This window comes from Lysobacter yananisis, assembly GCF_031199375.1.
In the GTDB taxonomy this organism is placed as follows: Bacteria; Pseudomonadota; Gammaproteobacteria; order Xanthomonadales; family Xanthomonadaceae; genus Lysobacter; species Lysobacter yananisis.
Genome location: NZ_CP133568.1, coordinates 1,473,472 through 1,500,125, shown reverse-complemented (window position 1 = coordinate 1,500,125; position 26,654 = coordinate 1,473,472). Strand labels below are relative to the sequence as shown.

Annotated in this window: 28 protein-coding genes; 22 read left to right on the top strand and 6 right to left on the bottom strand. The window is 69.1% G+C overall.

The features are described from left to right. The first annotated feature begins 240 nt into the window (after positions 1-240). The 18 genes from RDV84_RS06380 to RDV84_RS06295 all read left to right on the top strand — a co-directional run bounded on the left by RDV84_RS06380 (position 241) and on the right by RDV84_RS06295 (position 18,181). Positions 241-576 carry an I78 family peptidase inhibitor gene (locus RDV84_RS06380; RefSeq protein ID WP_078996190.1) on the top strand — a complete coding sequence of 112 codons (336 nt, stop codon included), beginning with the start codon at positions 241-243 and terminating at the stop codon, positions 574-576. A gap of 172 nt (positions 577-748) precedes the next feature. Continuing rightward, positions 749-1,525: a fimbrial biogenesis chaperone gene (locus tag RDV84_RS06375; RefSeq protein WP_082644769.1), complete on the top strand. Its 777-nt coding sequence runs from the start codon at positions 749-751 to the stop codon at positions 1,523-1,525. Positions 1,526-1,544: 19 nt separating this feature from the next. Next, on the top strand, positions 1,545-4,217 hold the full coding sequence (locus tag RDV84_RS06370) for a fimbria/pilus outer membrane usher protein (RefSeq protein WP_309152813.1): 2,673 nt from the start codon (positions 1,545-1,547) through the stop codon (positions 4,215-4,217). Beyond that, positions 4,207-5,181, top strand: a complete 975-nt coding sequence (locus tag RDV84_RS06365) for a fimbrial protein (protein WP_309152812.1) — start codon at positions 4,207-4,209, stop codon at positions 5,179-5,181. The genes RDV84_RS06370 and RDV84_RS06365 overlap by 11 nt, the downstream gene beginning before the upstream one ends. Positions 5,182-5,856: 675 nt before the next feature. Continuing rightward, the gene (locus RDV84_RS06360) at positions 5,857-6,393 is read left to right on the top strand and encodes a fimbrial protein (protein ID WP_078996194.1); all 537 of its coding nucleotides are present in this window, start codon (positions 5,857-5,859) and stop codon (positions 6,391-6,393) included. A 111-nt stretch (positions 6,394-6,504) separates the two neighbouring features. Continuing rightward, a complete protein-coding gene (locus RDV84_RS06355) occupies positions 6,505-8,262 on the top strand; it encodes a S8 family serine peptidase (protein WP_309152811.1) in 1,758 nt (585 codons plus the stop codon). 1 nt (position 8,263) lies between these two features. Next, entirely contained in the window at positions 8,264-8,806 is a 543-nt protein-coding gene (locus RDV84_RS06350) for a hypothetical protein (RefSeq protein ID WP_057949825.1), read from the top strand. 161 nt (positions 8,807-8,967) lie between these two features. After that, positions 8,968-10,653 carry a S8 family serine peptidase gene (locus RDV84_RS06345; RefSeq protein ID WP_309152810.1) on the top strand — a complete coding sequence of 562 codons (1,686 nt, stop codon included), beginning with the start codon at positions 8,968-8,970 and terminating at the stop codon, positions 10,651-10,653. Between the two features lie 2 nt (positions 10,654-10,655). After that, positions 10,656-11,192 (top strand): hypothetical protein, encoded by a 537-nt coding sequence (locus RDV84_RS06340; RefSeq protein WP_057949827.1) that lies wholly within the window; start codon positions 10,656-10,658, stop codon positions 11,190-11,192. Positions 11,193-11,639: 447 nt separating this feature from the next. Beyond that, positions 11,640-12,176 (top strand): fimbrial protein, encoded by a 537-nt coding sequence (locus RDV84_RS06335; protein ID WP_057949828.1) that lies wholly within the window; start codon positions 11,640-11,642, stop codon positions 12,174-12,176. A 102-nt stretch (positions 12,177-12,278) separates the two neighbouring features. Next, positions 12,279-14,048, top strand: coding sequence for a S8 family serine peptidase (locus RDV84_RS06330; RefSeq protein ID WP_309152809.1), 1,770 nt, complete (start codon positions 12,279-12,281; stop codon positions 14,046-14,048). A 2-nt stretch (positions 14,049-14,050) separates the two neighbouring features. Then, the gene (locus tag RDV84_RS06325; RefSeq protein WP_250448361.1) at positions 14,051-14,611 is read left to right on the top strand and encodes a hypothetical protein; all 561 of its coding nucleotides are present in this window, start codon (positions 14,051-14,053) and stop codon (positions 14,609-14,611) included. A gap of 354 nt (positions 14,612-14,965) precedes the next feature. Continuing rightward, positions 14,966-15,382 (top strand): transposase, encoded by a 417-nt coding sequence (locus RDV84_RS06320; RefSeq protein ID WP_309152808.1) that lies wholly within the window; start codon positions 14,966-14,968, stop codon positions 15,380-15,382. 69 nt (positions 15,383-15,451) lie between these two features. Beyond that, a complete protein-coding gene (locus tag RDV84_RS06315) occupies positions 15,452-15,859 on the top strand; it encodes a transposase (protein WP_057949831.1) in 408 nt (135 codons plus the stop codon). A gap of 215 nt (positions 15,860-16,074) precedes the next feature. Continuing rightward, the gene (locus RDV84_RS06310) at positions 16,075-16,743 is read left to right on the top strand and encodes a DUF4240 domain-containing protein (RefSeq protein ID WP_309152807.1); all 669 of its coding nucleotides are present in this window, start codon (positions 16,075-16,077) and stop codon (positions 16,741-16,743) included. Positions 16,744-16,801: 58 nt separating this feature from the next. Continuing rightward, a complete protein-coding gene (locus tag RDV84_RS06305; RefSeq protein ID WP_309152806.1) occupies positions 16,802-17,143 on the top strand; it encodes a hypothetical protein in 342 nt (113 codons plus the stop codon). Beyond that, positions 17,140-17,613 (top strand): DUF952 domain-containing protein, encoded by a 474-nt coding sequence (locus RDV84_RS06300; protein WP_309152805.1) that lies wholly within the window; start codon positions 17,140-17,142, stop codon positions 17,611-17,613. The genes RDV84_RS06305 and RDV84_RS06300 overlap by 4 nt, the downstream gene beginning before the upstream one ends. Positions 17,614-17,962: 349 nt before the next feature. After that, complete coding sequence (locus tag RDV84_RS06295; protein WP_057949833.1) at positions 17,963-18,181, top strand: hypothetical protein; 219 nt, start codon at positions 17,963-17,965, stop codon at positions 18,179-18,181. Here RDV84_RS06295 and RDV84_RS06290 read toward each other — a convergent pair. Continuing rightward, positions 18,171-18,479: a hypothetical protein gene (locus RDV84_RS06290; protein WP_309152804.1), complete on the bottom strand. Its 309-nt coding sequence runs from the start codon at positions 18,477-18,479 to the stop codon at positions 18,171-18,173. The genes RDV84_RS06295 and RDV84_RS06290 overlap by 11 nt on opposite strands. A 234-nt stretch (positions 18,480-18,713) precedes the next feature. Here RDV84_RS06290 and RDV84_RS06285 point away from each other — a divergent pair, with 234 nt between their 5' ends. Together RDV84_RS06285 and RDV84_RS06280 are read left to right on the top strand one after the other, a co-directional pair. After that, a complete protein-coding gene (locus tag RDV84_RS06285) occupies positions 18,714-20,477 on the top strand; it encodes a S8 family serine peptidase (protein ID WP_057949834.1) in 1,764 nt (587 codons plus the stop codon). Between the two features lie 2 nt (positions 20,478-20,479). Further along, a complete protein-coding gene (locus tag RDV84_RS06280) occupies positions 20,480-21,028 on the top strand; it encodes a hypothetical protein (protein WP_309152803.1) in 549 nt (182 codons plus the stop codon). 157 nt (positions 21,029-21,185) lie between these two features. On the opposite strand, the gene RDV84_RS06275 is transcribed toward RDV84_RS06280, so the two are convergent. From RDV84_RS06275 to RDV84_RS06260, 4 genes are all read right to left on the bottom strand, one after another. Further along, positions 21,186-22,388: an acyltransferase family protein gene (locus RDV84_RS06275; RefSeq protein WP_425606445.1), complete on the bottom strand. Its 1,203-nt coding sequence runs from the start codon at positions 22,386-22,388 to the stop codon at positions 21,186-21,188. 402 nt (positions 22,389-22,790) lie between these two features. Continuing rightward, on the bottom strand, positions 22,791-22,991 hold the full coding sequence (locus RDV84_RS06270) for a hypothetical protein (protein ID WP_309152801.1): 201 nt from the start codon (positions 22,989-22,991) through the stop codon (positions 22,791-22,793). Further along, a complete protein-coding gene (locus RDV84_RS06265) occupies positions 22,975-23,199 on the bottom strand; it encodes a hypothetical protein (protein ID WP_309152800.1) in 225 nt (74 codons plus the stop codon). Before RDV84_RS06265 ends, RDV84_RS06270 begins: the two co-directional genes overlap by 17 nt. A 692-nt stretch (positions 23,200-23,891) precedes the next feature. Then, the gene (locus RDV84_RS06260) at positions 23,892-24,347 is read right to left on the bottom strand and encodes a hypothetical protein (protein ID WP_309152799.1); all 456 of its coding nucleotides are present in this window, start codon (positions 24,345-24,347) and stop codon (positions 23,892-23,894) included. Between the two features lie 595 nt (positions 24,348-24,942). Between RDV84_RS06260 and RDV84_RS06255 the strand changes: the two genes are divergently transcribed. Together RDV84_RS06255 and RDV84_RS06250 are read left to right on the top strand one after the other, a co-directional pair. Then, positions 24,943-25,389, top strand: coding sequence for a hypothetical protein (locus RDV84_RS06255; protein WP_057949869.1), 447 nt, complete (start codon positions 24,943-24,945; stop codon positions 25,387-25,389). Positions 25,390-25,645: 256 nt separating this feature from the next. Then, positions 25,646-26,113, top strand: coding sequence for a hypothetical protein (locus RDV84_RS06250; protein ID WP_138884504.1), 468 nt, complete (start codon positions 25,646-25,648; stop codon positions 26,111-26,113). 44 nt (positions 26,114-26,157) lie between these two features. Here RDV84_RS06250 and RDV84_RS06245 read toward each other — a convergent pair whose 3' ends face one another. Further along, positions 26,158-26,505 carry a hypothetical protein gene (locus tag RDV84_RS06245; protein ID WP_157490474.1) on the bottom strand — a complete coding sequence of 116 codons (348 nt, stop codon included), beginning with the start codon at positions 26,503-26,505 and terminating at the stop codon, positions 26,158-26,160. Positions 26,506-26,654 lie beyond the last annotated feature (149 nt).

Genomic DNA, 26,654 nt, shown 5'->3' with positions numbered 1-26,654 from the left:
GAGGACGGGGCGTTGTTTTTTTGCGCGCGGGTCGTGCGGGCGGGCGCGTTCGCCCTCGGCCAGCGAGGCCCGCGTACGGTGAGGAAGACTTGTCTGCGCGATTCGCCCCGCGGCAACGACACCGGTCCCCGACCGGCGAGGCTGCGTCGCGCGCTCCGCGCCGTCCCGGCCGGCGCGCGCGGGTGACAAAGCACCGCGGATCGTCGGAGTATGGAGGCCACGCACCGTCGAGACCGCCCGATGAACGCCGAACGTCCCGCCGCCGCCCGCGCCGCCGTGCGCCCGCGTGTGCCGCTCCTGTTCGCCGCCGCGCTGGCCCTGGCCGCCGGCGCCTGTGCGCAGAACGCGCCGCGCCCGGACCTGGCCGGCAAGGGCCGCTGCAACGCCGACGGGCTCGGCTGGGCGGTCGGCCAGACCCTCGACGAAGCCACCGGCCGGCGCCTGTTCAAGGACAGCGGCGCCGGGCTGTGGCGCGTGGTCGCGCCGGACAACACCTTCGGCAGCGACCGCCGCGAGGACCGTCTCAACGTCCGCGTCGACCAGGCCCAGCGCATCGTCGCCGTCGATTGCGGCTGAACCGGCGGCCGCCGGCCGGGTAGGGAGGCTTGGCGGCGGCGCGTTGTTACTTAGACCAGGGTCGCCCACGTGCGGCCCGACGACCGGGCCGGCCGCCGCAGGGGGCGACGGCGGCGCACCGGGCCCGCGGCGCCGCGCGCGCCGCGAACGAACGCTAGGAGTCCGACGACGCATGACCATGCTGTGCCGGGGAAAGCAGTGGGCCGTGAAGGCGTGGGCGGTGGCGATGCTGTGCGGCGGCCTGGCCGCGCCGGCGCAGGCCGAGGTGACCATCGCCGGCACCCGCGTGATCTATCCCGCGCAGCAGCGCGAAGTCGCGGTCAAGCTCAACAACGTCGGCGCACGGCCGGCGCTGGTGCAGGTGTGGGTGGACGATGGCGACCCCAAGCAGTCGCCGGATGCGAGCAAGGCGCCGTTCCTGGTGTCGCCGCCGGTGGTGCGGATCGAGCCGGGCAAGGGCCAGGCGCTACGCCTGGTGTACGGCCCGACCCCGAACGGCGCGGCCGCGGCGCCGGGGCGCGAGTCGGTGTACTGGCTCAACGTGCTGGAGATTCCGCCCAGCGTGGCCCCGGCCGAGCTCGACCAGAACCACCTGCAAGTCGCTTTCCGCACCCGCATCAAGGTGTTCCTGCGCCCGCAGGGGCTGCCCGGCGATCCCGAGGCGGCGGCGCGCGCGCTGCGCTGGCGCGTGGTTCGCGCCGGCGATAGCGGCTGGGCGCTGGAGTGCAGCAATCCCGGCGCCTTCCACGTCTCCTTCGGCCGCGTCGCGGTCAGCCTGGGCGGGCGCGAATACCGCTTCGACAACGCCGGCATGCTCGCGCCGGGTGCGAGCCTGCGGCTGGATCTGGCGCAGCTGGCGTCGGCGCCGGCGGCCGGCGCCGCGGTCGCCTATTCGATCATCAACGACTACGGCGGACGCACCGAACTACAGGGGCAGACCGCGGAGTAGCCGCGCCATGGCGCGCATCGTGTCCCCGCCCACCGCCGCGGCCCCGGCCGCGCCCAAGACCCCGAGCGCGCGCGCGTGGCGCGGCGGGCTGTGCCTGGGCATCGCCTTCGCCGGCGCCGTGCAGGCCGCGCAGCCGCAGCCCGGCACGCAGGCGTCGGCGGCGTCGGCGCCGTCGCAGCCGGCGTCGTTGCCCGCGCCGCCGGCGCCCGCGTCATCGCAGCCGTCGCCAGCGCAGCCAGCGCAAGCGACGCCGGCCCAAGCAGGGCCTGCGCAAACGGGGCCGGCCCAAGCGGCGGCGCAAACCGAATCGCAAGCCGCCGCTCAGCCCGATTCCGGATTCGACCTGCGTTACCTGTCCGGCAGCGCGCGCCAGGCCGACCTGTCGCGCTTCGCCCGCGCCGGCGAAGTGGCGCCGGGCCGTTACCGCCTGGACGTGCGGGTCAACGGCGCGTTCGCGGTGCGCGAGGAGATCGAGTTCCGCAGCGCGCAGCCCGACGCGCCCGCGCAGCCCTGCCTGGGCGGCGCGCTGCTGCGCCGGCTCGGCGTCGATCTGCCGGCGGCGGCGGACGAACCCGAATGCATCGACCTGGCCGGGCGCATCCCGCACGCCGCAGTCCAGGTCGACTTCGCCGAACTGGCGCTGGACCTGAGCGTGCCGCAGGCCGCGTTGCGCCGCAGCGCGCGCGGCGCGGTCGCGCCGGAGCTGTGGCAGAGCGGCGAGAACGCGCTGGTGCTGGGCTACAGCTACAGCGCCAGCCGCCTGCGCGGCAACGACGGCGACTACGAAAGCAACTACCTCGGCGTGGAGCTGGGCGCCAACCTCGGCCGCTGGCAATACCACCAGCGCGGCTCACTGAGCTGGGCCGACGGCGAATCGCGGCGCTGGGACACCCAGGCGGCCTATGTCGAACGCGCGCTGCCGGCGTGGTCGGGGCGGCTGCAGCTGGGACGGGCGACCGCGGGCGATCCGACCTTGGGCGTGTACGGCTTCCGCGGCGCGCGCCTGGTCAAGGACGAGCGCATGGTGCCCGACTCGCTGCGCGGCTACGCGCCGGTGGTGCGCGGCACGGCCTACAGCAACGCGGTGGTCGAGATCCGCCAGCGCGGCAGCCTGCTGTACCGCGCCAACGTCGCGCCCGGGCCGTTCGAGATCGACGACCTGTACGCGGCCAGCAACGGCGGCGACCTGGAAGTCGCGGTGATCGAAGCCGACGGCCGCGTCGCCCAGTTCCGCGTCGCCAACGCCTCCAACCCTCAGCTGCGCCGCGCCGGTAGCCTGGGCTACGAATTCGTGCTCGGCCAGGTCGACGAGACCGCGCTGTCGGAGCGCCCCGGCGTGGCCCAGGCCAGCGCCCAGTACGGCTTCTCCAACGTCTTCACCGGCTATGCCGGCGGTTTGGTCAGCCGCGGCTATCGCTCGGCCGTGCTCGGCGCGGCCTGGAACACCGACTGGGGCGCGTTCTCGCTCGACGCCAACCCGGTGCGCATCGACGGCCTGGGCTCGGCGCTGCGCTGGCGCGGCGGCTACAACCGCCGCTTCGACTTCGGCCTGGTGGTGGCGGCGACCGCCTCGGTCTACGCCGACGGCACCCACCTGGACCTGTACGGCGCGCTGCGCCGGCGCGAGCAGCCGGGCCCGGGCGCGGCGCCGCGCAGCCTGCGCGACAGCGGCCAACTCTCGTTGAGCTGGCCGCTGGGCGCGCGCACCTCGCTGTACCTCAGCGGCTCGCGCCTGAGCTACCGCGACGGCGCCAGCAGCGGCAACTACCAGGCCGGCGTGCGCGGGCAGTGGCGCAACCTCGGCATCGTCTTCACCGCCGCGCGCGTGGACGACGCCAGCGGCCGCCGCGACGACCAGTACTTCCTCGGCCTGACCCTGCCGCTGGGCCGCGCCGCCACCGCCGCGGCCTCGCTGGAGCGCAGCGAGCGCGGCACCGACACCCGCCTGGGCATCAGCGGCAGCCTCGGCCAGGAAGACGTGTTCGGCTACGGCGTCAGCGTCGCCGACGGCGCCGGCGGCGACCGCACCGGCGCGGCCAACGCGCTGTACCGCGCGCCGCAGGCGACGGTGAACGCGTCCTACGGCTGGGGCCGCGGCTATCGCCAGTACGGCTGGGGCGTGGACGGCGTGGCGGTGCTGCACGGCGACGGCCTGACCCTGGGGCCGCAGTACGGCGAGACCCTGGCCCTGGTCGAGGCCGACGGCGCCCAGGGCGCGCGCCTGCTGAACCAGGGCGGCGCGCGGGTCGACCGGCGCGGCTACGCGCTGGCGCCGTACCTGATCCCGTACGCGCGCAACACGGTCGAGATCGACCCGCTCAGCGCGCGCGCCCAGGTCGAGATCGCCGGCACCGCGCAGACCGTGGTGCCACTGGCGGGCGCGGTGGTGCGGGTGGAATATCCGACCCAGAGCGGCCGCGGCGCGATCCTCAGCGTGCGCGACGAAACCGGCGCGGCGCTGCCGTTCGCCGCCGAGGTGCTCGACGAATCCGGCCGCAGCGTCGGCGCGGTGGCGCAGGCCAGCCGCATCTACGCCACCGGCCTGGCCGAACGCGGCCGCCTGTACGTGCGTTGGGGCGCGCAGGGCGGGCGCCGCTGCGCGATCGACTATGTCCTGCCCGCGCCCACCCGCCAAAGCGAGAACGCCTATGCGCTGGTCGAAGCCGTCTGCCACCGCGACGATGCGCGCTGAACGCGCCGGCCGTCGCTTCCCCGACGCCGCGGCCGCGGTCGTCGCCGCCTGCGCGCTGCTCGCCGCCGGCGCCGCCGGCGCCCAGTGCGCGGCGCCGGCCGAACGCGCCATCGCCATCGACGCCTCGATCGCGGTGCCGCGCGACCGCCCCGCCGGCAGCGTGCTGTACGCGGCCGACTACCCGCTGCCCGCGCCGGCGCCGGGTTGCGCCGAGGCGGCCCAGGACGGCGGCTGGCGCTACGCGCAGACGCCGCATCCGAGCCAGGCCGAGGACATCTACCGCACCGGTGTGGCCGCGATCGGCGTGCGCCTGTCGATCGACGGCCGGCCGTTGCCGGCGGCCGAGTTCGCGGCGGTGGCGATGAGCCCGTCCACGCGCGGCACGCTGCGCCTGGAACTGATCAAGCTCGACGCCGGCAGCGGCGGCGGCGCGATCCGCGGCGCCGACCTGCCGACCCTGGTGTACCGCGGCGGCCTCGGCGCCGAGGTCGGCGCGGGCGACGCGATCGCCGCGCGGGTGAACTTCACCGGCGCGATCGCGGTGCGCGCGGCCACCTGCAACGCGCCGAGCCTGCGCATCGCGCTCGCGCCGATCGCGCCGCAGGCGCTGGCCCAGCCCGGCGCCAGCGCCGGCGCCAAGGACTTCGACCTGCGCCTGGACGACTGCCCGGCGGGCCTGTCGCGGATCAGCTACCGGCTCGACCCGCTGGCCGGCGCCGATGCCGCGACCTCGGCGCTGGCGCTGGACCCCGGCGCCAGCGCGCGCGGCGTGGCGGTGCAGATCCGCGACCGCGACGGCCGCCCCGTCGCCTTCGGCAGCAGCCACGAACTGCAGGCCGGACACCTCGGCGACGGCGGCAGCTTCCGCATCCCGCTGCAGGCCGCGTACTACCGCGGCGACGCGCAATCGCCGCAGCCCGGCACGGTATCGGCTTCGCTGACCTTCACGCTCAGCTACGAGTGAGGTTCGCGGGGCTGGGTTTGGGAGCGCCGTGAGTCGCGGCTGCGGGATTGCGGCTGCGATGAAGCTTGCGGCGTAAGCGTATTGGCGCGGTCGCGACTCGCGTCGCTCCTACAGGGGGCTTCGGACGGTTCGTTCGCGACTGTAGGAGCGACGCGAGTCGCGACCGCGGGGTTGCAGATGCGAACGAAGCATCCGGCGTAGCTGTATTGGCGCGGTCGCGGCTTACGCCGCTCCTACAGGGGGCTTCGGATGGTTCGTTCGCGACTGTAGGAGCGACGCGAGTCGCGACCGCGAAACCGCAGCAACGACGCAGCTTTCGCCGTTGCCGCGATGCCGCCGTCGCGGCTCGTGCCTTCGCCGCGACGGTCGCGTCCGGCGCGGCGTACTGGATACGCCGCAGCATCGATGATCTGAATTCGAATCTACCTCTCAATTCCACACTTTGTGTGTGGGGTAATACAGGTAGGGCGCGTTTCATGTGATAGCGAGCGAATCCAGGCAGCCCGTGCCGAGCTCCTCCGATCCTCGGGCTGCACGAACGGTTCGCCGCCGCGATGGCCGCTTGCGGGTTCGCCGGGTTCCTCGCCGAGGTTCTCTCCGCACAGCGCGCCGCGCGCACCTGGCCATGCGATGTCCGCACGTTCGTCGCATTCGATTCCTGCATTAGGGGACGTCATGAAGACCGCTTCCACCGCCGTACTCGCCCTCGCGCTCGCCCTGCCCGCGTCCGCGTTGGCTGCCGACGGCACGCTCCGCTTCGAAGGTTCGGTGATCGCGCCGACCTGCACGCTCACCAACGGGCCCACGCCGGCCGATATCCGGGTCAAGCTGCCGACCGTCGCGGTGTCCGCGCTGTCGGCCGCCGGCCAGACCGCCGGCCGCACCCCGTTCTTCATCCGCGTCGCCGATTGCGACGCCGCCACCGCCCAGGTCCAGACCTATTTCGAGCCGGGCCCGACCATCAACACCAGCAGCAACAACCTGACCCTGCAGGGCGGCACCGGCAACGCCGGCAACATCGAGCTGCAGTTGCTCAACGCCGACCACAGCCAGGTCCTGCTCGGCAATCCGCTGGGGCTGCAGAACACCCAGTCGGTCGCGGTGGAAAGCGGCGGCGCCGCGCTGCGCTACTACGCGCAATACGTGGCCACCGGCGCGGCCACGGCCGGCGCGGCCAACAGCAGCGTCACCTTCACCATGATCTATCAGTAAGCCCTTTCCCCACGTACGTACCGCCCGCGGCGGCCGGAGCCCGCGCTCCGGCCGCAGTGGGCGCGGCATGTCCGACGAACGCGAGTTCGCCCCAATCAAGGAGTCGGCGGTATGCGACAGCATCTGAGCAAGAGGACGGTACTGAGCCTGGCCGTCGCGGCCATGGCCTGCGGCGGCGCCGCGCACGCGCAGCAGGGCGACCCGCTGTACCGCTACCAGTGGCATCTGATGAACTACGGCCAGAGCGTGCTCGGCGACACCAAGCCGGCGGTCGGCATCGACCTGGGCATCGACGACCTGCACGACTACAACATCCGCGGCCGCAACGTCGTGGTCGGCGTGGTCGACGAAGGCATGCAGATCGCCCATCCCGACCTCGCCGCGAACGTGGTGCCCGACGGCTCGCGCAACTTCAACACCGGCGGCCCGATCCACGATCCCAGCCCGACCCAGGCCGGCGAAGGCCACGGCACCGCGGTCGGCGGCATCATCGGCGCGGTCGGCTGGAACGGCATCGGCGTGCGCGGCGTGGCGCCGGCGGCCAGGCTCAAGGGCTTCAACTTCCTGTCGCCGCGCGCCGGCGGCAGCCAGGCCGACAACATCGTCTACTCGTGGTGGGACGGCGCCGAAGCCAAGGACGTGGCGGTCTCCAACAACAGCTGGGGCGCCGCGCCGCTGCTGCCGCCGGCGTTCTCCGAGAACGAAGTAGGCGCGTTCGAGAAGCCGATGGCGGCGACCCGCGGCGGCCTCGGCGCGATCTACGTCAAGGCCGCCGGCAACCACTACAACCAGCATCCGGTGTTCTTCGGCCTGATCAACGCCTGCACCGCCGAGACCCGCGCGGCCAACGTCGGCTGCACCCAGGCCGGCTTCGATCCGCGCAACAACCTGTTCAACGTGATGACCATCGCCGCGGTCAACGCCGCCGGCGTGCGTTCGAACTACTCCAGCCCGGGCTCGGCGCTGTGGGTGGCGGGCCTGGGCGGCGAATACGGCCACCAGAAGCCGTACTCGACCCAGACCAACCCGCTGAACTTCGATCCGGCCATCGTCACCACCGACGTCAGCGGCTGCGTCAACGGCTACAACAGCGACGCCGCCGCCGCGCGCCTCAACGCGCTCGATTCCAGCCAGTCGACGATCGACAACACCTGCAACTACACCGGCCGCATGAACGGCACCTCGGCGGCGACGCCGACCGTGGCCGGCGTCAGCGCGCTGGTGCTGCAGGCGAATCCGAAGCTGGGCTACCGCGACGTGCGCTACATCCTGGCCGCGACCGCGCGCCAGATCGATCCGGCCCAGCCGGTCGTCAAGCACGCCAACGGCGCGGTGATCGCGCCTGGCTGGACCGCCAACGCCGCCGGCCACCGCTTCAGCAACTGGTACGGCTACGGCCTGGTCGACGCCACCGCCGCGGTCGAGCGGGCGATGGCGTTCAAGCCGCTGCCGGCGCTGCTCGACAGCGGCTGGACCCGCGCCACGGTGGCCGCGCCGGTCGCGATCGGCGGCGCGGACGCGCCGGCCAAGCTGCAGATCCGCATCGACCGCGCCATCGCCAAGGTCGAAGGCGTGCAGCTGGGCCTGGAGACGACCTACCCGATCACCGCCGGCTTCCTGTCGACCGCGCCCTCGCCGCTGCTGGTGACCCTGACCTCGCCCAGCGGCACCAAGAGCTACGTGGTGCCGGCGATGACCGGCGTCGGCGCGACCACCGCCTTCACCATTCCCTTCATCGCCAGCAACGCCTTCCTCGACGAGAAGGGCGAGGGCACCTGGACCGTGGAAGTGGCCGACGTGCCGCTGGCCGCGGACGCGGCCTCGAAGGGCAATCTCACTGGATTCAAGATCCGCGTGCTGGGGCACTGATATGAAGACCATTCCTGTGTTGTGCGTTTCCCTGCTCGGCATGGTCCTGGCGACCGGCGCGCAGGCCCAGTCCGGCGCCGCCGAATCGTTGCGCCAGGCCGCCAACGGCGCCGCGTTCAAGGTCGGCGACACCCAGTTCCGGCTGGCGCCGTCGGCGACGGTGACCGCCGCCGACGCCTCGGCCGATCCGGGCCAGGCGGTGGTCGCGGGCAAGTACGCGCTGGCCCTGGGCGCGGCGCCGGCCGCGGCCAAGCGCGGCCTCGCCGCCGCGCCGGCCAAGCTGGCCGCGGCGGTGTCGCAAAGCGGCGAGCCGGTGGTGGTGACCTCCTCGGTCAACGTCTACTTCGACCAGCCCGCGGTGCTGGCCGAAGCGGTGCGCAGCAGCGGCGGTCGGCTGACCTACGCCTCCGCCGTCGGCGGCAAGGGCACGATCGAGTTCGATTCGGTCCAGCAGGCGCTCGACGCGGCGGCGAAGCTGCAGGGCGTGGCCGGGGTCAAGGAAGCCAGCCCGAAGATCGAGCAGTTGGAAAACATGCTGCTGTGATCCGCCGCCGGCCGCGCGCACGACCGCGCGCGGCCGGCGACGGCGATTGCAACAAGGCGCGGCCTCGATCGACGAGCGCGGCCCGCGATACGCACGACCCTCGGGCCGGCGGCGCCGCGATGCGCCGCGCGGCCTTCCTCTATCCCGGTGGAGTGGCAGACATGCGGCAAACGATTTTGAGAACGAGCGCGCTCGCGGTGGCGTTGCTGGGCGCGACCGCCGCCCAGGCGCAGAACGATCCGCTGTATCGCTACCAGTGGCATCTGATGAACTACGGCCAGGCGGTGCTCGGCGACACCCGCCCCGCGTTCGGCATCGACATGGGCATCGACGACCTGCACGACTACAACATCCGCGGCCGCGGCGTGGTGGTGTCGGTGGTCGACCAGGGCGTGGAGATCGCCCATCCGGACCTGGTCGCCAACGTGGTGCCGAACGGTTCGTGGAACTTCAACGACGGTTCGCACGATCCCACCCCGGTCAGCGGCGGTTCTTCGCACGGCACCATGGTCGCCGGCATCGTCGCGGCGGTCGGTTGGAACGGCATCGGCGGGCGCGGCGTGGCGCCGGCGGCGCGGCTGAAGAGCTTCAACTACCTCGACGCCGCCAGCACCACCGCGCAGCTGCAGTACGCCTGGTGGGACGGCGCCGAGTCCAAGGACGTGTCGGTGGTCAACAACAGCTTCGGTTCCACCGCCGTGACCATCCCGGCGTTCTCGGAAAACGAAGTGCAGGCTTACGAAGGGCCGATGTCGGCCACCCGCAACGGCCTCGGCGCGGTCTACGTCAAGTCCGCCGGCAACGACTTCATCTCCGACTGCCCCAAGGCCGTGGTCGACGCCAACGTCGGCTGCAAGCAGACCGGCCTGGACCGCCGCAACAACATGTTCAACGTGATGACCATCGCCGCGGTCAACGCGGCCGGCAAGCGTTCGAGCTATTCCTCGGCGGGCGCGGCGCTGTGGGTGTCGGGCCTGGGCGGCGAGTACGGACGCCAGGTCGCCTATTCGCCCGGCTACGCGGCGGTGTCGTACAACCCGGCCATCGTCACCACCGACCTGTCGGGCTGCGCGCGCGGCAGCAACGTCAACGGCAACGTGCGCAACGCGCTGTCCACCGACGCCTCGGCCATCGACAACACCTGCAACTACGTCGGCACCATGAACGGCACCTCGGCCGCGGCGCCGACCGTGGCCGGCGTCGCCGCGCTGATGCTGCAGGCCAATCCGAAACTGAGCTTCCGCGACGTGCGCTACATCCTGGCCACCACCGCGCGCCAGCTCGACCCGGCCCAGCCCGCGGCGACCCACGCCAACGGCACGGTGCTGGTCCCGGGCTGGACCCGCAACGCGGCCGGCCGCAGCTTCAGCAACTGGTACGGCTACGGCCTGGTCGATGCCGCGCTCGCGGTCGAAGTCGCCGGCAAGGCCAAGCCGCTGCCGCGCCTGGTCGACAGCGGCTGGCAGCGGATCGCGCCGACCGACGCGGTCGCCATCGGCGGCGCCGGCGCGCCGGCCAAGCTGCAGATCGCCATCGGCAACGACATCCGCAAGGTCGAGAGCGTGCAGCTGGGCTTCGCCAGCAACTACGCCCACGCCAGCAGCACCGTGCCGTTCCCGGTGCAGGTCACCCTGGTCTCGCCCAGCGGCACCCGCAGCACCGTGTTCCCGGCGATGACGCGGCTCAACACCGCCGCGTTCAAGGCCGACTTCCTGGCCAGCAACGCCTTCCTCGACGAAACCGGGCAGGGCACCTGGACGCTGGAAGTCGCCGACGTGCCGCTGGCCGACGGCGCCGCCTCCAAGGGCGCCCTGGCCTCCTTCAAAATCCGCGTCCTGGGGCACTGAGCATGAAAATCGCGATCCTTGTTGGTCCGCTCCTCCTCGCCGCCGCGGCCGGCGCGCACGCGCAGGCGCCCGACGCCGCGCGCGAAGCGCTGCGCCAGGCCGCCACCGGCGATGCCTTCCGCATCGGCTACACCCAGTTCCGCCTCGCGCCCGACGGGCTGGTGAGCACGGCGGCCCAGTCGGCCGGCAGCCAGGCCGTGCGCGTCGGCGACTACGCCGTGCAAGTGCGGCCGGCCGCCGCGCGCAGCGCCCGCGCCGTCGCCGCCAAGCCGCGCCTGGTCGCGGCGGTCGGCGACGACGGCAAGGCGGTGGTGGTGACCTCCACCCTCAACGTCTACCACCGCGATCCGGCCGCGTTGCAGGCGGCGGCGCGCGCCAGCGGCGGCACGCTGGTGTATTCCTCCGTCGCCGGCGGCAACGGCCGCATCGAGTTCGATTCGGTCGACGCGGCGATGAAGGCGATGGCGAAGATCCAGGCCATCGCCGGGATCAAGGAAGTCGCGCCGGAGATCATCGAGGGCGACGACGCGCCGACCTGAGCCCGGTCCGATTCGCCAGTTCGCATCACCTCGCCGACCCGGCCGGAGCCTCGCGCGCCGGCCGGGTCGTTGCGTTTCCGGCAGGCGGTTGTGCGAACGCACATCGCCGAACGTACGTGCTTAGCGCGCACCGACGCCATGCCGCGCGAAAACGATGCAAACGGGTAACAGTGCCGCGTACCGAGCTGTCGAATACGATGGACGGTGTAGGGGGGATGTGGAGAAATTACGTTGTAGTTAATGAGGGATGGTGAGCGAACTGCCAATTTCATCGCAGTTCGTGAACAGTTCATCGCTAAGGTCGGCGGGCTCGGATCTGCGGTTCGGATCCAGCGGGGACGTATCCAACGGGGATGTAGTCCAAAGGGACGCGATCCACGGGAGCGGATCCAGGTGCCGCGTCACGCCGGTGCACATCGCAACGCGACATCAGATCTAGGGGACGAAATGAAGACCGCTTCGATCGCCGTACTCGCTCTCGCTCTTGCTGCGCCCGTTTCCGCCTATGCCGTCGACGGCACCATCCACATCGAAGGCTCGGTGATCGCGCCGACCTGCGTGCTCACCAACGGGCCGTCGCCGGCCGACATCCGCGTGCGCCTGCCGGCGGTCGCGGTGTCCGCGCTGTCGGCCGCCGGCGAAGTCGCCGGCCGCACGCCCTTCATCATCCGCGTCGCCGACTGCGACGCCAGCACCACGCTGGTCCAGACCTTCTTCGAGCCGGGTCCGACCATCAACACCAGCAACAACAACCTGACCCTGGAAGGCGGCACCGGCACCGCCGCCAACGTCGAGCTGCAGGTGCTCAACGCCGACTTCTCGCAGGTGCTGCTCGGCAACCCGCTGGCGCTGCAGAACAGCCAGCAGGTCGCGGTCGACACCGGCGGCGCCGCGCTGCGCTACTACGCGCAGTACTACGCCACCGGCGCGGCGAGCGCAGGCTCGGCGAACAGCAGCGTCACCTTCACCATGATCTACCAGTAAGCCCACCCCATCCCCGTACATGCGGCCCGCACCCGCCCGCGCGCCAGCGCCGCGGCGGCGCTGCGGGCGGCTTGTCCGACGACCCTCCAAGGAGTTGGCGGCATGCGACAGCTTTCCGGCAAAAGGACGATCCTCAGCGTAGCGACCCTTCTCGCCCTGTCCGCGGGCGCGGCGCAGGCGCAGCAAGGCGATCCGCTGTATCGCTATCAGTGGCACCTGATGAACTACGGCCAAGCGGTGATCGGCGACACCCGCCCGGTCTCCGGCGTCGACATCGGCATCGACGACCTGCACGACTACAACATCCGCGGCAAGGGCGTGGTGGTCGGCGTGCTCGACCAGGGCGCGGAAATCGCCCATCCCGACCTGGCCGCGAACGTCGTGCCCAACGGTTCGTGGAACTTCAACAACAACAGCCACGATCCGACCCCGTCGGCGTCGCAGGGCGGCAACGCCCACGGCACCGCGGTGACCGGCATCATCGGCGCGGTCGGCTGGAACGGCATCGGCGTGCGCGGCGTGGCGCCGAGCGCGCGGCTGAAGAGCTTCAACTTCCTCGACGCCGGCGGCACCACCGCGCAGATCCGCTACGCGTGGTGGGACGGTCCGGAGTCCAAGGACGTGGCCGTGTCCAACAACAGCTGGGGCGACACCACCCCGCTGTTCCTGACCAACGTCTCCGAGAACGAACTGGCGGCGTGGGAAAACCCGATGTCGGCCACCCGCGGGGGACTCGGCACGGTCTACGTCAAGGCCGCCGGCAACGGCTTCAACAGCGTCAGCACCTACTGCCCGGCCTCCAGCGGCCGCGTCGGCTGCAGCCAGTCGGTGTTCGTCGAAGAGTCCAACTACTTCAACGTCATCACCGTCGCCGCGGTCAACGCCACCGGCAAGCGTTCGAGCTATTCCACCCCCGGCGCCTCGCTGTGGGTCTCGGGCCTGGGCGGCGAGTACGGCTGGGAGCGCGCGACTCTGGCGACCCAGGCGACCGCGGCGCAGCTGGCGACCCAGCCGGCAGTGCGCTTCGATCCGGCGATCATGACCACCGACCTGTCGGGCTGCGCGCGCGGCTACAACACCAACCGGGTGGCCCCGGTGCAGTTCTGGTCCGACTTCGACCTCAACCGCCTGGAGTCGAACCAGTCCGCGATCGACAACACCTGCAACTACGCCGCGACCATGAACGGCACTTCGGCGGCCTCGCCGACGGTGACCGGCGTGGTCGCGCTGCTGCTGCAGGTCAACCCGAAGCTGAGCTTCCGAGACGTCAAGTACATCCTCGCCACCACCGCGCGCAAGGTCGATCCGACCCAGGCCGCGGTGACCGACGCCAACGGCACCGTGCTGTCGGCGGGCTGGACCACCAACGCCGCCGGCCGCCCCTACAGCAACTGGTACGGCTACGGCCTGGTCGACGCGACCGCCGCGGTGACCCGCGCGACCGGCTTCAAGTCGCTCGGCGCCCTGGTCGACAGCGGCTGGCAGCGCGTGGACCTGGAAACCCCGCAGGCGATCGGCAACGCCTCGGCGCCGGCGCGCGCCAGCGTCAACCTCGCCGCCGGCGCGGGCCGCATCGAAGCGGTGCAGATCGGCCTGGCCTCGGACTACCCGGTCGGCAACACCCTGCCGCTGAAGTCCACCCCGCTGGTCGTCACCCTGGTCTCGCCGAGCGGCACCCGCGCGATCGTGGTGCCCGCCGGCTCGGTGCCGGTCGGCGCGACGATGACCTTCGACCTGGCCGCGGTCAACGCCTTCCTCGACGAGTCCGGCACCGGCAATTGGACGGTCGAAGTGGCCGACACCAGCCTCGCGGCCGGTACCGACGCGAAGGGCAAACTCTCCTCGTTCAAGATCCGCGTCCTGGGGCACTGAGCATGAAAAATCATTCCCTTTCGATCTGCGCGGGCGTGCTGGCCATGGCGATGGCGCCGGCGGCACTGGCCCAGGTCTCCGCGTCCAAGGCCGAACTGGCCCAGGCCGCGGTCGGCGAAAGCTTCACCATCGGCCACACCGAGTACCGCATCGCGCCGTCGGCGGTGGTCACCAAGCCGGCCGAAGCCAGCACCGAGGCCGGTCGCGAACTGGTGCCCGGCGACTACGTGGTCGCGGTACCGGCGGCGGCCGTGGCGAGCGCGCGCAGCGCCCGCTCGCTGAGCGTCGGCGGCGAGAACCTCGGCGCCGCGGTGTCCGGGTCCGGCGACACGGTGATCGTCGCGCCCGAGCTCAACGTCTACTTCAGCCACCCGGGCGTGGTCGACCAGTTGGTCAAGCAGACCGGCGGCACCCTGCTGTACTCCTCGGCGGTCGGCGGCAACGCCACCATCGGCTATGCCTCGGTGAGCCAGGCGATGCAGGCGCGCCAGCTGATCCAGGGCCAGGCCGGCGTGAAGGAAGTCAATCCGCGCCTGGTCGAGCAGCGTCGGGTTCCGTGGTGATCGCGTCGCGGCGCCGGGCTCGCCCGGCGCCGCGGTTTCGCAGGTAGACGCGTGTGCATAGGCGGGGCCGCTGCCGGCCCCGCGGTTCGCCGCCCGCGGCGGCCGCAGTACGCCAGCCGGGCTGGCGCAGACGCGAAGACGCCCGCCGGCTTCGCAGGGATCGACACGATCGCGGACGACCCGCAGCGTGCGCCGGCAACGCGCCGGCGCCGAGGGCGGCGCGCGCCCCGGCGTCGCCTTCGCGGCCCGATGTCGGTCGGCGCGGCGACGTGCGCGGCGCGGGCGCGAGTACGACGAGGATTCGAAAGCGGCGCAAGAGATCGAGAACCAGGGATTCGGAGCAGGAGCAGGACCATGGAGCACGACCCGACGCCGCGCGACGACGCGGCCACGGCGGCGGCGAACGCGCAGCGCCGCGCCATCGCGCTGGACGACGGCGAGTGGGAGGCGTTCAAGCGCGCGCTCGGCGAACCGGCGCTGGTGCGCGCTGGCAGCGAGCGCGACGACCGTCGCTTCGTCGACGCCGCGCTGTCGGTGATGACCGGCCATTGCTACTGGACCGACCTGCCGGCGCAGGACTATGGCAACTGGGTGTCCAACTACCGCCGCAACCGTCGCTGGATGGCGCGCGGCGTGTGGCTGCGGGCGCTGCGCAGCGGCGCCCTGCCGCAGGCCTGGGCGCAGCGCATCGCCCAGTACGCGCAGCGCCAGGACCAGGAGCGGGCGCGCCGCAGCTCGCGCAAACGCGAGCGCCTGCTCCGGCAGGAATGAACGCACAGGAGTGAACGCGCGCGCCGGCGACCGCGAGGCTGCGGCGCGACGCGCAGCCAGGAGGGAAGCATGCAAACCGAAATCAGGCGGGACCGGATCGGCCATGGACGCGAAGACGCGCGCGGACGCGCCCGCTTCGTGCAACTCAGCGACAGCGAATGGCCGTTGCTGGAACAGGTGGTGCGCCAGGTCATCGCCCTGGAGGATTCACGCCGGCCCGACACGCGCCGCTTCGTCGATGCGGCCCTGTCGGTGATGGTCGGCCAATGCGCGTGGACCCAGTTGCCCGAGGACCAGTTCGGCGACTGGCGGGTCTGCTACAACCGCAACGAACGCTGGATCGAGCGCGGCGTGTGGACGGTGCTGGCCAACAGCGGGGTCATGCTCGAAGCGTGGTCGGCGCGCGTGGTCGCCTACGCCGAACGGCGCGTGCGCGAGAAGCGTTTCCGCGCCAAGCGCCAGCGCCGCGTCGATTAGCGTCCGGCGGGCCGCATGACGCGGCCGTTCGCGCCGCGCCAGGACCCAGCCGGTGGGACCGGGCGGCCGCGCGACGGTGCCCCTCCGGGCCCTTCGCCGCGGCCGTTCGCTGCCGCTGCGCAAAACGCCGCGGCAGGACCCATGGGATAGTATCGGCCCGACCCAGGACGATGATCGCGCCGGCGCGCATCGTCGCTTCGCGGCAAGGACGGACCATGGCGATACTCGGCGGCGATTCCTACCAGTGGTATCTGTACCAGGCCAGGCAGGCCTGCGCGTTGGCCAACGCGCGCGGCCAGTCCGGCGTGCTGGTCAAGGGCGCCGCCTTCGGCGTGCGCGGCGCGACCTCGGACAAGAGCGCGTGCCGCCTGATCCTCAAGGAACTGGGGTCGAGAACGGTGTTCTCCCTGCCGCGCGCCCAGGTCGATGCGTTGCTGAAGAAAAGCCAGCGCTTGGACGACGAAGCGCTGCGGCCGGACCCGAAGGCCAAGCGTCTGGCCGCGCGGCTGGCGCGCGCCGAGCCGAAGGATTTTTGGTCCGTCGTCGCCGCTTTGGACTGGCCCAAATCCAGCCTCGACCCCGCGTACCCGGCGATCGCGCGCGCGGCCCTACGCGAACGGCTGCGCGCGGCGGAACTGGTGCGGATCGCAAAGGCCGCGGCCCGATACCGGCGCGAACTGCAAAAAGCGGTGGAGCGCCTGGAAAAACAGGCCGGCGACCAGCTGTTCCTCGGCGGCGACGACAGTTTCTACGACGCCCTGGCGCACGCCGTCTCCAGCGGGCAGCGCGCGTTCGAAGCGTTCGTGCGCAAGCCGGAGTCGTTCGTGAAGAAGTACAACCGCGCGCCGGTCGAGAGCGAGAACTTCGAATCGTGCTTCATCTGAAGCGCAGCGGCTGAATAGGTGTCGCTGCACGCGTCGCCGATCGCGGCGCAGTGCCGATGTGCTGCCGAAGTCGCTGGCGCACACGAAACACTCGCCGGTTCTGCATTTCGCAAATGGGATCGACACAGGTCCGATCGCCGCGCGCCACGGTGCCGGTTCGACCCGCCGCATGGAGCATGAAACGAACAAGCGTCGTTTCCAAGCGGTCTGGCGGCTACCGGTACGTGAAGCCGGCGCAAAGCCGCATCTCGGAAGAGTGAGCGCGCTCGGCGCGAGCGATTCCGCTGCGAACGGCCAGGCCCGCGCCGCGCGGCGGTCGTCGCGTAGCAGTGGCGTGCGGCGTTCGTTACGCTATGAGCGTGCGCTCGCTGCGCAGGACACGACGGGAGATCCAGAATGATCGCAATCGCGCTCATCGCATCGATGCTGGCCGGGGGCGACGGCCAAGACACGCCGGCGGACGCGGGCGCCGCGCGCCCGACGATCGCCTACAAGATCCTGACCCGGTCGGAGCGGCACACGCTCGACGCGAGCGGACGATTCGAAGGTTCGGCCAAGGACCTGGAAGACGGCTTCGTCCACCTCTCCACCGAAAGCCAGCTGACCCGCACCGCCGACCTGCATTTCGCCGGCAACGACGACCTGTTCGTCGCGGCGGTGGATCTGCGCGCCGCCGGCGAACAGCTCAAATGGGAACTCTCGCCGCGCAGCGGGCTGCTGTTTCCCCACCTGTACGCCGCGTTGGACAAAGCGCTGGTGACAGGCATCGCTCCGCTGCGCCGCGACGACGGCGGACGCGTCGTCTTGCCCGCGCAACTGAAGGCGCCTGCCGTCGCGTCGTCACCTTCCGGCGACCGCGATCCGGGCTGAACCGCAGTCGCCGTGTTCGTCATGTCGCGGGATCTCGGCTTGCGCGGCGCGGCGAATCGCAGTTGCGGCGCGGCGGGCATCGGTGCGGATCGTCGGCCCAGCCAAGCCTCGGCGTAATGCAGCGATTGCCGCCGCAGCCATGGCGTTATCCGTTTAAACAGATCTTCGTTATGAACGACACGTGTCGCCGGCATCGCGATCCGAAACGGGTTTCGTGTTCGCGATCATAAATTTCGCCGCATTCAGCGATGACCCGCGTTTCACGATGATGCGATGCGGCGTGCGCACGCGATGCCGGGTGCGCATGTTGTAGTTCCGGCATCCGGCCGGACACAAGGAGAAACCCGAGATGCGCGCGAAGACCCTGTTGCTTGCACTGACCTTGGCGGGCGTGACCAGCATCGCATCGGCGGCGGGCGGGAAACTGCCGCCTCCCGGTTGGGCCTACACCTACTATCAGGACGGGCAAATCGTCGGCCACGCCGTGCACAACCAGTGCACCGGGCAGATCACCGTCACCGGCACCGTGACCAGCGTCTACACCGGCGGACAGACCGTCAGCTGCTGACGCTGGCGCCGCACCAGACATCGTCCGCGGCGGCAGCGGCCTCGCCGCCGCCGCGGCTCGGCGTATACGAGCCTAGGAGACAGCCGCATCGCGCGCGCGATGCGCGCAGCGCGCTCGGCGATTCGCCGCGCATCGAGCCGCGGCGAGCCGAATATCGCGCATTGCCATAAAAACACGCGCACCCCGTCAGTGGGATCGCCGAACCCTCGTGCGCCATCGTCGCAGCGCTCATGCGGGCATAGCGCGCGTCGATTGCCTGCGCCGAATCGCGCGCGAGCGACACGAACTGCGCGCGCACGCTGACGAAAAATCAGCCACGACAACGCAACGCAGCCAGCCTCCCCCATGCCCGCAGCGTTCGGTTTGCTGACCGGCCGAACACATCGCGCAGATAGGGGTTCGCCGATCGCCACGCGTTCTAGATAGGACCGATCAGTCCACCCACCCCGTGCATGCGGCCCGCATCGGCCGGAGCGAGCGCTCCGGTCGCGACGGGCGCGGCATGCCCGGCGAAAACCAAGGAGTCGGCGGCATGCGACAGCTATTCGGCAAGAGAACGATCCTCGGCGTAGCGACCCTGGCGGCCCTGTCGGCCGGGGCCGCGCAGGCGCAGCAAGGCGATCCGCTGTATCGCTATCAATGGCATCTGATGAACTACGGCCAGGCCGTGCTCGGCGACACCAAGCCGACGGTCGCGGTCGACCTGGGCATCGACGACCTGCACGACTACAACATCCGCGGCAAGGGCGTCGTCGTCGGCGTGCTCGACCAGGGCGTGGACATCCACCATGCCGACCTCGTCGCCAACGTGGTGCCCAACGGTTCCAAGAACTTCGATCCGGGCCGCCCCGAACACGATCCGACGCCGACGACGCCCAGCTACGGCCACGGCACCTCGGTCGCCGGCATCATCGGCGCGGTGGGCTGGAACGGCATCGGCGTGCGCGGCGTCGCGCCGGGCGCGCGGCTCAAGAGCTTCAACGGCTTCGGCGACGTCTCCACTTCGCTGAGCGAGGACAAGATCTTCTACGCGTGGTGGAACGGCGCCGAAGCGCAGGACGTCGATGTCTCCAACAACAGCTGGGGCGTGGGCAGCGGGTCGCCGCAGACGTTCTCCGAGAACCAGGTCGACGCTTACGAGAAGCCGATGGCGGCCGCGCGCAACGGGCGCGGACGCGTCTTCGTCAAGGCAGCCGGCAACAACTACCTGCAGCGCGACGTCGGCGGCTCGCGGCCGAAGTGCGCGCAGGTCATCATCGACGCCAACGTGGGGTGCGTGCAGACGGGTCTGGACCCGCGCAACAACCTGTTCGGCGTCATGACCATCGCGTCGGTGGATGCGAGCGGCCGACGCGCGGTGTACTCCTCGGCCGGTTCCGCACTGTGGGTGTCGGGCTTGGGCGGCGAGTTCGGCGCCGAGCGCGACGTTCTGAGCGACGCGACGCAAACGCTGTATCGCGGGTATTTCGGCGACGCGATCTACAGCCCCGCGATCGTGACGACGGACCCCTCCGGCTGCGCGATGGGCTACAACCGCGAAGACGCCGAAGCGTTCAACCGGCTCGACCACGCGACTTCGGCCATCGATGCGAGCTGCGACTACAACGGCACCATGAGCGGCACCTCGGCGGCGGCGCCGACGGTGTCCGGCGTGGCTGCGCTGGTGTTGCAGGCCAATCCAAAGCTCGGCGTGCGCGAGGTCAAGTACATCCTGGCCACGACCGCGCGCCAGGTGGACAAGGACCAGCCGGACGTCAAGCACGCCAACGGAACCTTGCTGGTTCCGGGCTGGCGCAAGAACGCCGCGGGCCGCCTCTTCAGCAACTGGTACGGCTTCGGCCTGGTGGACGCGACCGCCGCGGTCGAACTCGCCGGCCGCTTCAAGCCGCTGCCGGCGCTGGTCGACAGCGGCTGGCAGCGCGTCGCGCCGGCGCAGGCGGTCGCCATCGGCGGCGCCGGCGCGCCGGCCAAGCTGCAGATCGCGATCGACCGCGACATCGCCAAGATCGAAGGCGTGCAGTTGGGCCTGGCGACCGACTATTCGAGCGCCTCGAACACGCCGTTCCCGCTGCAGGTCGTGCTGATCTCGCCCAAGGGCACGCGCAGCACCATCGTGCCGGCGATGACCAGCGTGAGCAGCTCCGCGTTCAAGCTCGACTTCGTCTCGTCCAACGCGTTCCTCGACGAGCCGGCCAAGGGCACCTGGACCCTGGAAATCGCCGACGTGCCGCTGGCCGCGAACGCCGCCGCCAAGGGCAAGCTCAACTCCTTCAAGATCCGCGTCCTGGGGCACTGACCATGAAAACCCAAGCACTCCTCGTTCCGATCCTGCTGGCGGCGGCGGGCATCGCCAGCGCGCAAACCGGCGACAACGCCCGCCGCGAACTGCAGCAGGCCGCGACCGGCGATAGCTTCAGCATCGGCGACACCCGCTTCACCCTCGCGCCGCAGGCCCAGGTCAGTGCGCTCAAGACCGCGCAGGCCGCCGATGCCCAGCAAGTGCAGGTCGGCAAGTACCAGATCAGGCTGCAGCCGAGCGGCGCCAACTCCGCGAGCAAGACCGTCGCGCCCGCCAAGCAGAAGATGGCGGCGGCGATCGCCGACACCGGCAAGCCGGTGGTGGTGACCTCCACCTTGAACGTCTACGTCGCCGACGCCTCGGCGCTCGACGCCGCCGTGCGCGCGAGCGGCGGCAAGCTGACGTACTCCTCGAAGGTCGGCGGCAACGGCCGGATCGAATTCGGCTCGGTCCAGGACGCGATGAGCGCGATGCGCAAGATCCAGGCGCTGGCCGGAGTGAAGGAAGCCAGCCCGGCGATCATCGAAGAGGAAAACGTCCTCTACTGATCTTCGGTCGTCGGGTAAGCACGAGCCGTCGGCCGGAATCCGTTCCGGCCGGCGGTTTCGCGTGTCGCGCTTGCTATCGTTCGCTTGGCGCAGGCGATGGCCGGCAGCGGCATCGAAGCGCGGCCAGCCCGTGCGCGCCGCGGCGGCGATACTCGCCTCACTCGCCCAACGCGGGACCTCGAACCGCGCCCGCGCCGGGCGTGTGCGTCCTGGCCCGAGCGTTGAGCGCCCAGTCGCGCAGCCGCAGAAACGGCTGTTCCACGCCGTAGTGCAGCACCGCGGCGGCGGCCAATGCGGCGGTGCCGTGGGTGGCGAAGGCGACGAGGCTGTGGCCCGCCAGCAGCTTGCCGACGGATTCGTCCACCACGTGGAACACGCCCTTGTGCACCAAGTACAGGCTGTAGGACGTGGCCGCCAACCAGCCCACGCCCGGGATTGACCAGCGTCCGATCCAACTGTCGCGCGTAGTGCCGGCGAAGACCAGCAAGGCGAAGCCGGCCGACAATACCGGCCAGCCGATCGCGTTGGCGAGCAAGCCGGTGCGCTCGCGGAACAGCCACATGGCCGCGGCCACCACGCCCAATCCCGCGAGCAGGGCGACGTTGGCGTAGGCCTGGGTGCGTCGCCACCACTGCGCGCGGAAGGTCTTCAGGCTGGCCAACACCACGCCGGCCAACAAGCCGTCGAGCCGGTTCCAGGTCGGGAAATAGATGTCCTCGGCGAACCAGCTGCGCGCCGATTCGCCGACCGGTCCCTCGGTTTCGAAGTCGTGCAACCAAACGCCCGCGCGCAAGGCGATGCCGCCCAGCACCACGCCCGTGCAGATCGCGACGAACGCCGCGGTCGAGGCGCGGCGCATCAGCCACCATGCCAGCAGCGGGAACACCAGATAGAAATGTTCCTCCACGCACAGCGACCACGCGTGCGAGAACGCCTGGTTCTGGCGGTAATCGATCAGCAGATTGAGGGTGAAGCTCAGGAACTTCCACGCCGACTCCAGCCCTGGCGATTCGCGGAATCCCGGCACCAGCAGATACACCGCCAGCACCGCCAGGAACGCCGGCAGGATGCGGAACGCGCGGCGCAGATAGAACCCGCCGAACGACAAACGTTCGCCGCGCGCGAGCGGCGCCAGCACCTGCGAGCCGATCAGATAGCCGCTGAGCACGAAGAACAGATCGACGCCCATCCAACCGTAATGGCACAGCCACACCAGGCCTTCGTCGGGCCCTTCGTTGAGGAAGGAGTGGAACAGCATCACCCACGCCACGGCGATCGCCCGCAATACATCGAGTCCGGGCAATCGGTGGGCCTGCGCGGCCGGTGTCGGGGTTTGCAAGCGTGCTGCGCCGACGGGCATGTCTGCCACGGAGCGTCCTCGCGATGAATCGGATTCGCATTGTATTCACAGATGCAACGCGATGAACGGTCGGCAGGTGTCGTGCGTCGCATCTTCGGCGAAAGCGACGAACGTTCGGAAGAGGACGCGAGCGCGTGGATGATCGGGCCCGCAATTCGCATCGCGTCGGCGAAAAAGTGTTCGAACCGGCAATGCGGGCCGATAGACGTACCCAACCCGCGCCCGTCAGGCGGTAGCTGGCGTCGTGCGGCTCGACCAAGCCGTTGCGCAGCAGAGCGCGCACGACGCTTGTGCGGGCGCCGCCCAGCAGGCCGGTGGGATAGTCCTCGACGTAACCGCTGGTGTTGACGGCCATTTCGAGGACGTGACGCTGGTTGTCGGACAGTTCGATGGTGGTCATGATCAAGTTCCTTCTTGGAAGGGGGAGTGCAGTTCGCGCGCGCGGCTGGGGCCAACCCATTCGCCTTCGGGATCAAGACCCCGGCGGATGAGTTCCTCGCGGGCGAGGTGGTTGAGGTCGAGAGTTCCGTTGGCGGCGGCGACCAGCACTGGGCTGGCCACCGCGCGCAGGAACCAAAGGTCGGCGTCACTCGCCGAGGACATGGGCGACCGTCCAGCTCTGGTAGGCGCTGCCGTTGAGCAGGCCGACGACGCTCTCAAGGGGGAGTTGCTGCAGCGCGAGGGCGGCGCGGCGCCGCAGTTCCTCGTGCGCCAGCGCGCTGATGTTTGCGCCGGTCAGCGGGGTGAGATCAGCCAGCACGGTTTCGGGGACGCTGCGCAGGCACTCTTTGAACTTGTCGCTCGGTTGCATCGTGGTGGCCTCCGGGGCCGTCGTTGGGTGACGGCATGAACGCTTCCTTCGGCAGCGAATCCAAGTCGAATTCGCGAAGAAGAATGGACGTTCTCGAAGGCGGACAGGTGTGCGACAGGTTCGTCGTGGGCTGGGGCGCTAAACCGGCCAACTGGCCGGTTTACGAGCACGAGCGATGCGGCGCAATGCATCCGAGGGAAAAGAGATCGCGATCTTTTACGAGGGAAACCGGCAAATTTGCCGGTTTGCGAGCGAGAGCGTTGCAGCGCAATGCTTCCGAAGGAAAAACCTAAGCGACCTATAACTGGCTGGTGGCGGCTGCTGGAGGTCAGCTATGCAAATTTGCATAGCTGCAAGACCCTTGCGCCGCGAGGCATTACGAGGAAAAAGCACAAAAAGGTCGCCGGACCTGAGGCGGTGCCGACATCGCTGGAGCCTGGTCGAGCATGCGCAATCTGATCACGCGAGTGCGAACCTCTTAAGTGCAAACCTGATTCGGGAGTTTGACGCTAGCGAGGTTTTGCGGCGTGGCCCCCCGCTTTACCTAAGCTGAAAGAAGGACCCGCAGATTCTACCGATCGTCGGAAGATAAGCGGCGCTGTGTGCGATGCACGCGAAGGTGGTGGCGCTGCGGCCGCGCGTTCGTAAGGCGCGTTCTCGCAATGACATTGCTGGCGCTGCACTACACGCCGTTAGCCGGCCTGATCGAATGAGGTGAGTAACAAGCGTAGATGATCTCGCTCGCGCTCACTGAGCGAGTGGGCGCACTCCGTAGCGATGCTTTCGACCATATGGTAGTCACCCTCGTTACTAATCAGTCCTGCCGCCAGAATTTGCTTGAAGCGGGAAGATCTGGTTCTACGGACTTCGGAGAGAGTTACGATGCCGTACTGCCGCATAAGCTTGTCATAAGACTTGACTGCCTCTGAAGGCCAGTCGTTTGCCTCTTCAAGCACGTCATCAATTGTTCTTTCAAGCTCGGGCAGCGCTTTGGCAACACCGAATTCCGCCACGCGGCGGCGACCGACGTTTGTCGGGTGATGAACATCGTCTTCCGGAATCTTCCATATGCAAGTCGAGTATACGTGCAGGAATTTCTCCAGTTCGATGTACTCGTCGGCCAGTGCTAGCTTGTTAGAACGTGGCATCGTCAGCTCTCCTAGGCGGCTGATTTGCCGTCTATGTTGCACCTTCAGGGTGCGAGCCCTAGGGTCAGTAACAGCGAATATGATGTCACCGGGGAGTCTACGCCTTCCTTTATGGTGGCGACGAAGCTGCTGCGTAGCATTTTGATATCCGGCTAGTGCATGCCGGCAGGTGCATACGATTTCTCCAGGCCGAACGTAGAGGCGGATCTACCGCCACCATGGGCGTGACTGCAGCCATCTTCTATCCTCAGCGCGTATGTGCAGCTCGGAATACACCATCACAAGCGTCACGACCGTCACAGCGTCCCGAACCTCTGATGGTGGTGACGTTCTAACGGCTCTTGCTTTGTGTTCGTCTGGAAGAGAAGGGCGCGCCTCGCCGCCCATACATCCGTTCACCGGATTAAACGTACGCGCGCATGAGGGACGTTCAGCTGCGAAAGATCCGAGTGAAGAAGAGCGTGAGCCTATCCAGCCGGCTTTTCCGAGTAGCTAAAGGCATGGAAGCCGGCCGACCCAAGAGTGAGGCCATAGGCGCATAGGGATAGCCGGGACTGCCGGAATTCTCCTCTCAGAACGCAGACAAGGATTGAACATGAACTTCTTCTGCAAAGCGAAGCTGACCTTGGCGATGATCGCCATGGGCGCACTGTCCTCGACCGCGGCCATCGCTGGCGAAGGTACGGCGTCCGCCAGTTCAGGCGGATACTCGATGGACATCTGGGCGTCTCCGCAGACGGTGTACACGCCCCGAGGGGGCGTCGGTTCCACGAACATCCACTGGACCTGGAACCGCGTCGCGGGCGCCCCCCCGTACGGCTGCCTGTATGTGCAGAACCCCGACACAGGCAAGTGGCAGGTCGTCCAATGCGAACATCCCAGGAACTGGTACACCACGTACATTCCGTGGATCGCTGGCGGAAGGAACACCTATTTCAGAATCGCCGTCCAGTTCGATACCGTAACCCACGACCAGCCGGCCTTCATCGAGTACTCGCCGTCGGGAAACACGATTCTGTCCGTTGTTGGTGTTGAGCAGTAACCTGGGACACAGCGAGCGCCACCACCATCACAGCGCCTATCCTTCGTGATGGTGGTGACGTTCGTGACGGTTGCTCCTCTATGTTCAATCTCGGTGAGAAGGACATGCCCAGCCGGGCATATACCCCTTTCCCCGAACTAAACATAGGAGAGCAATCGTCACCAACATCACAACCGTCACAGCATCGCGAAAGCGCTTGAGCTCCCGCCGGCCTGGCCGCATCGTGTACGCAGGTCAAGTACGAGGACGAAGCAGTATGAAGAACACGAAGCGCAGACAACCGCGGCGCGCAGCGCGAACGCCCAGGCAGGCGACCCGACTGCACAACAGCCTTGAGGAAAAGCTGCTGAAACTCTGCACCGACATCGGCTGGATCTGCGGCTGGCGGGAGGAGCGACTGGAGCAAGCGCCGGCAGCACGCCGATCGTCGCGGAAGCGCGTCATGCTCGGTCGCGCGCTGGCGGTGGAGATCAGGATGCAGGAGGCCGAGGCATTCCGCCCCGTCGAGGGGGCGTTCGTATCGAGCGGGCGAACCGCCAACGCACAAACAGAGCCGGCTACCGAAGCAAGCGGCTCAGCCGACATCGCCGATGACCTGCAGGATGAACTGGCGAGACTCGGGCGCATGGGCATTAGCGCCGACGCGCTGGTCGGTGCGCTCGGTAACGCAAAGGGGCGTTCGTTCCGCCGGCAACTGTTGGAGCAGCGGTTCTTGACGCTATAGGTCAGCGAAAGGAAAAGCCCCGTTGCCGGGGCTTCTATCAAAGCCTACGCTAAAAGAGAGCCGAAGGTTGCTGCGGCTTCGCGGAAGCCTGGGGGAAAAGGCCCGGTCATAAACTGATCTTTTTGACCGGTCGACGTGTAATAGGACATGAGTCCTAGGAGTCCTTTGTATTCTTTTTCTGCCTTTCTATCTTTGGGCACGGGGGCATTTTTTAGCCATGCAACTGCCGCGCTGGTATCAGCGATATACAGATACTCTTCTCCTTCGGGCAAGACCTGGTCCGCTAGAACGATGCCAGTGTTGAATCCAACATCTCGCAGCTTCGCCGAAGAAAAATTATTTCCGCGAAATTCGTTAACTGATCGTCCCAAAGTTCTCACGTCATCAGCCATTACCTTTCCATGGAACACGGCACTACTAATCGTAGTGTTCTCAAAAACGCATTCCACTAGTTCAAGGTTGGGTGCGATCACTTCCCTGAGAAACGAGTCAACAAAGCGGCACCTTGTAAGGCGTGCATTTCCGGCAACGGAAAGTCTCA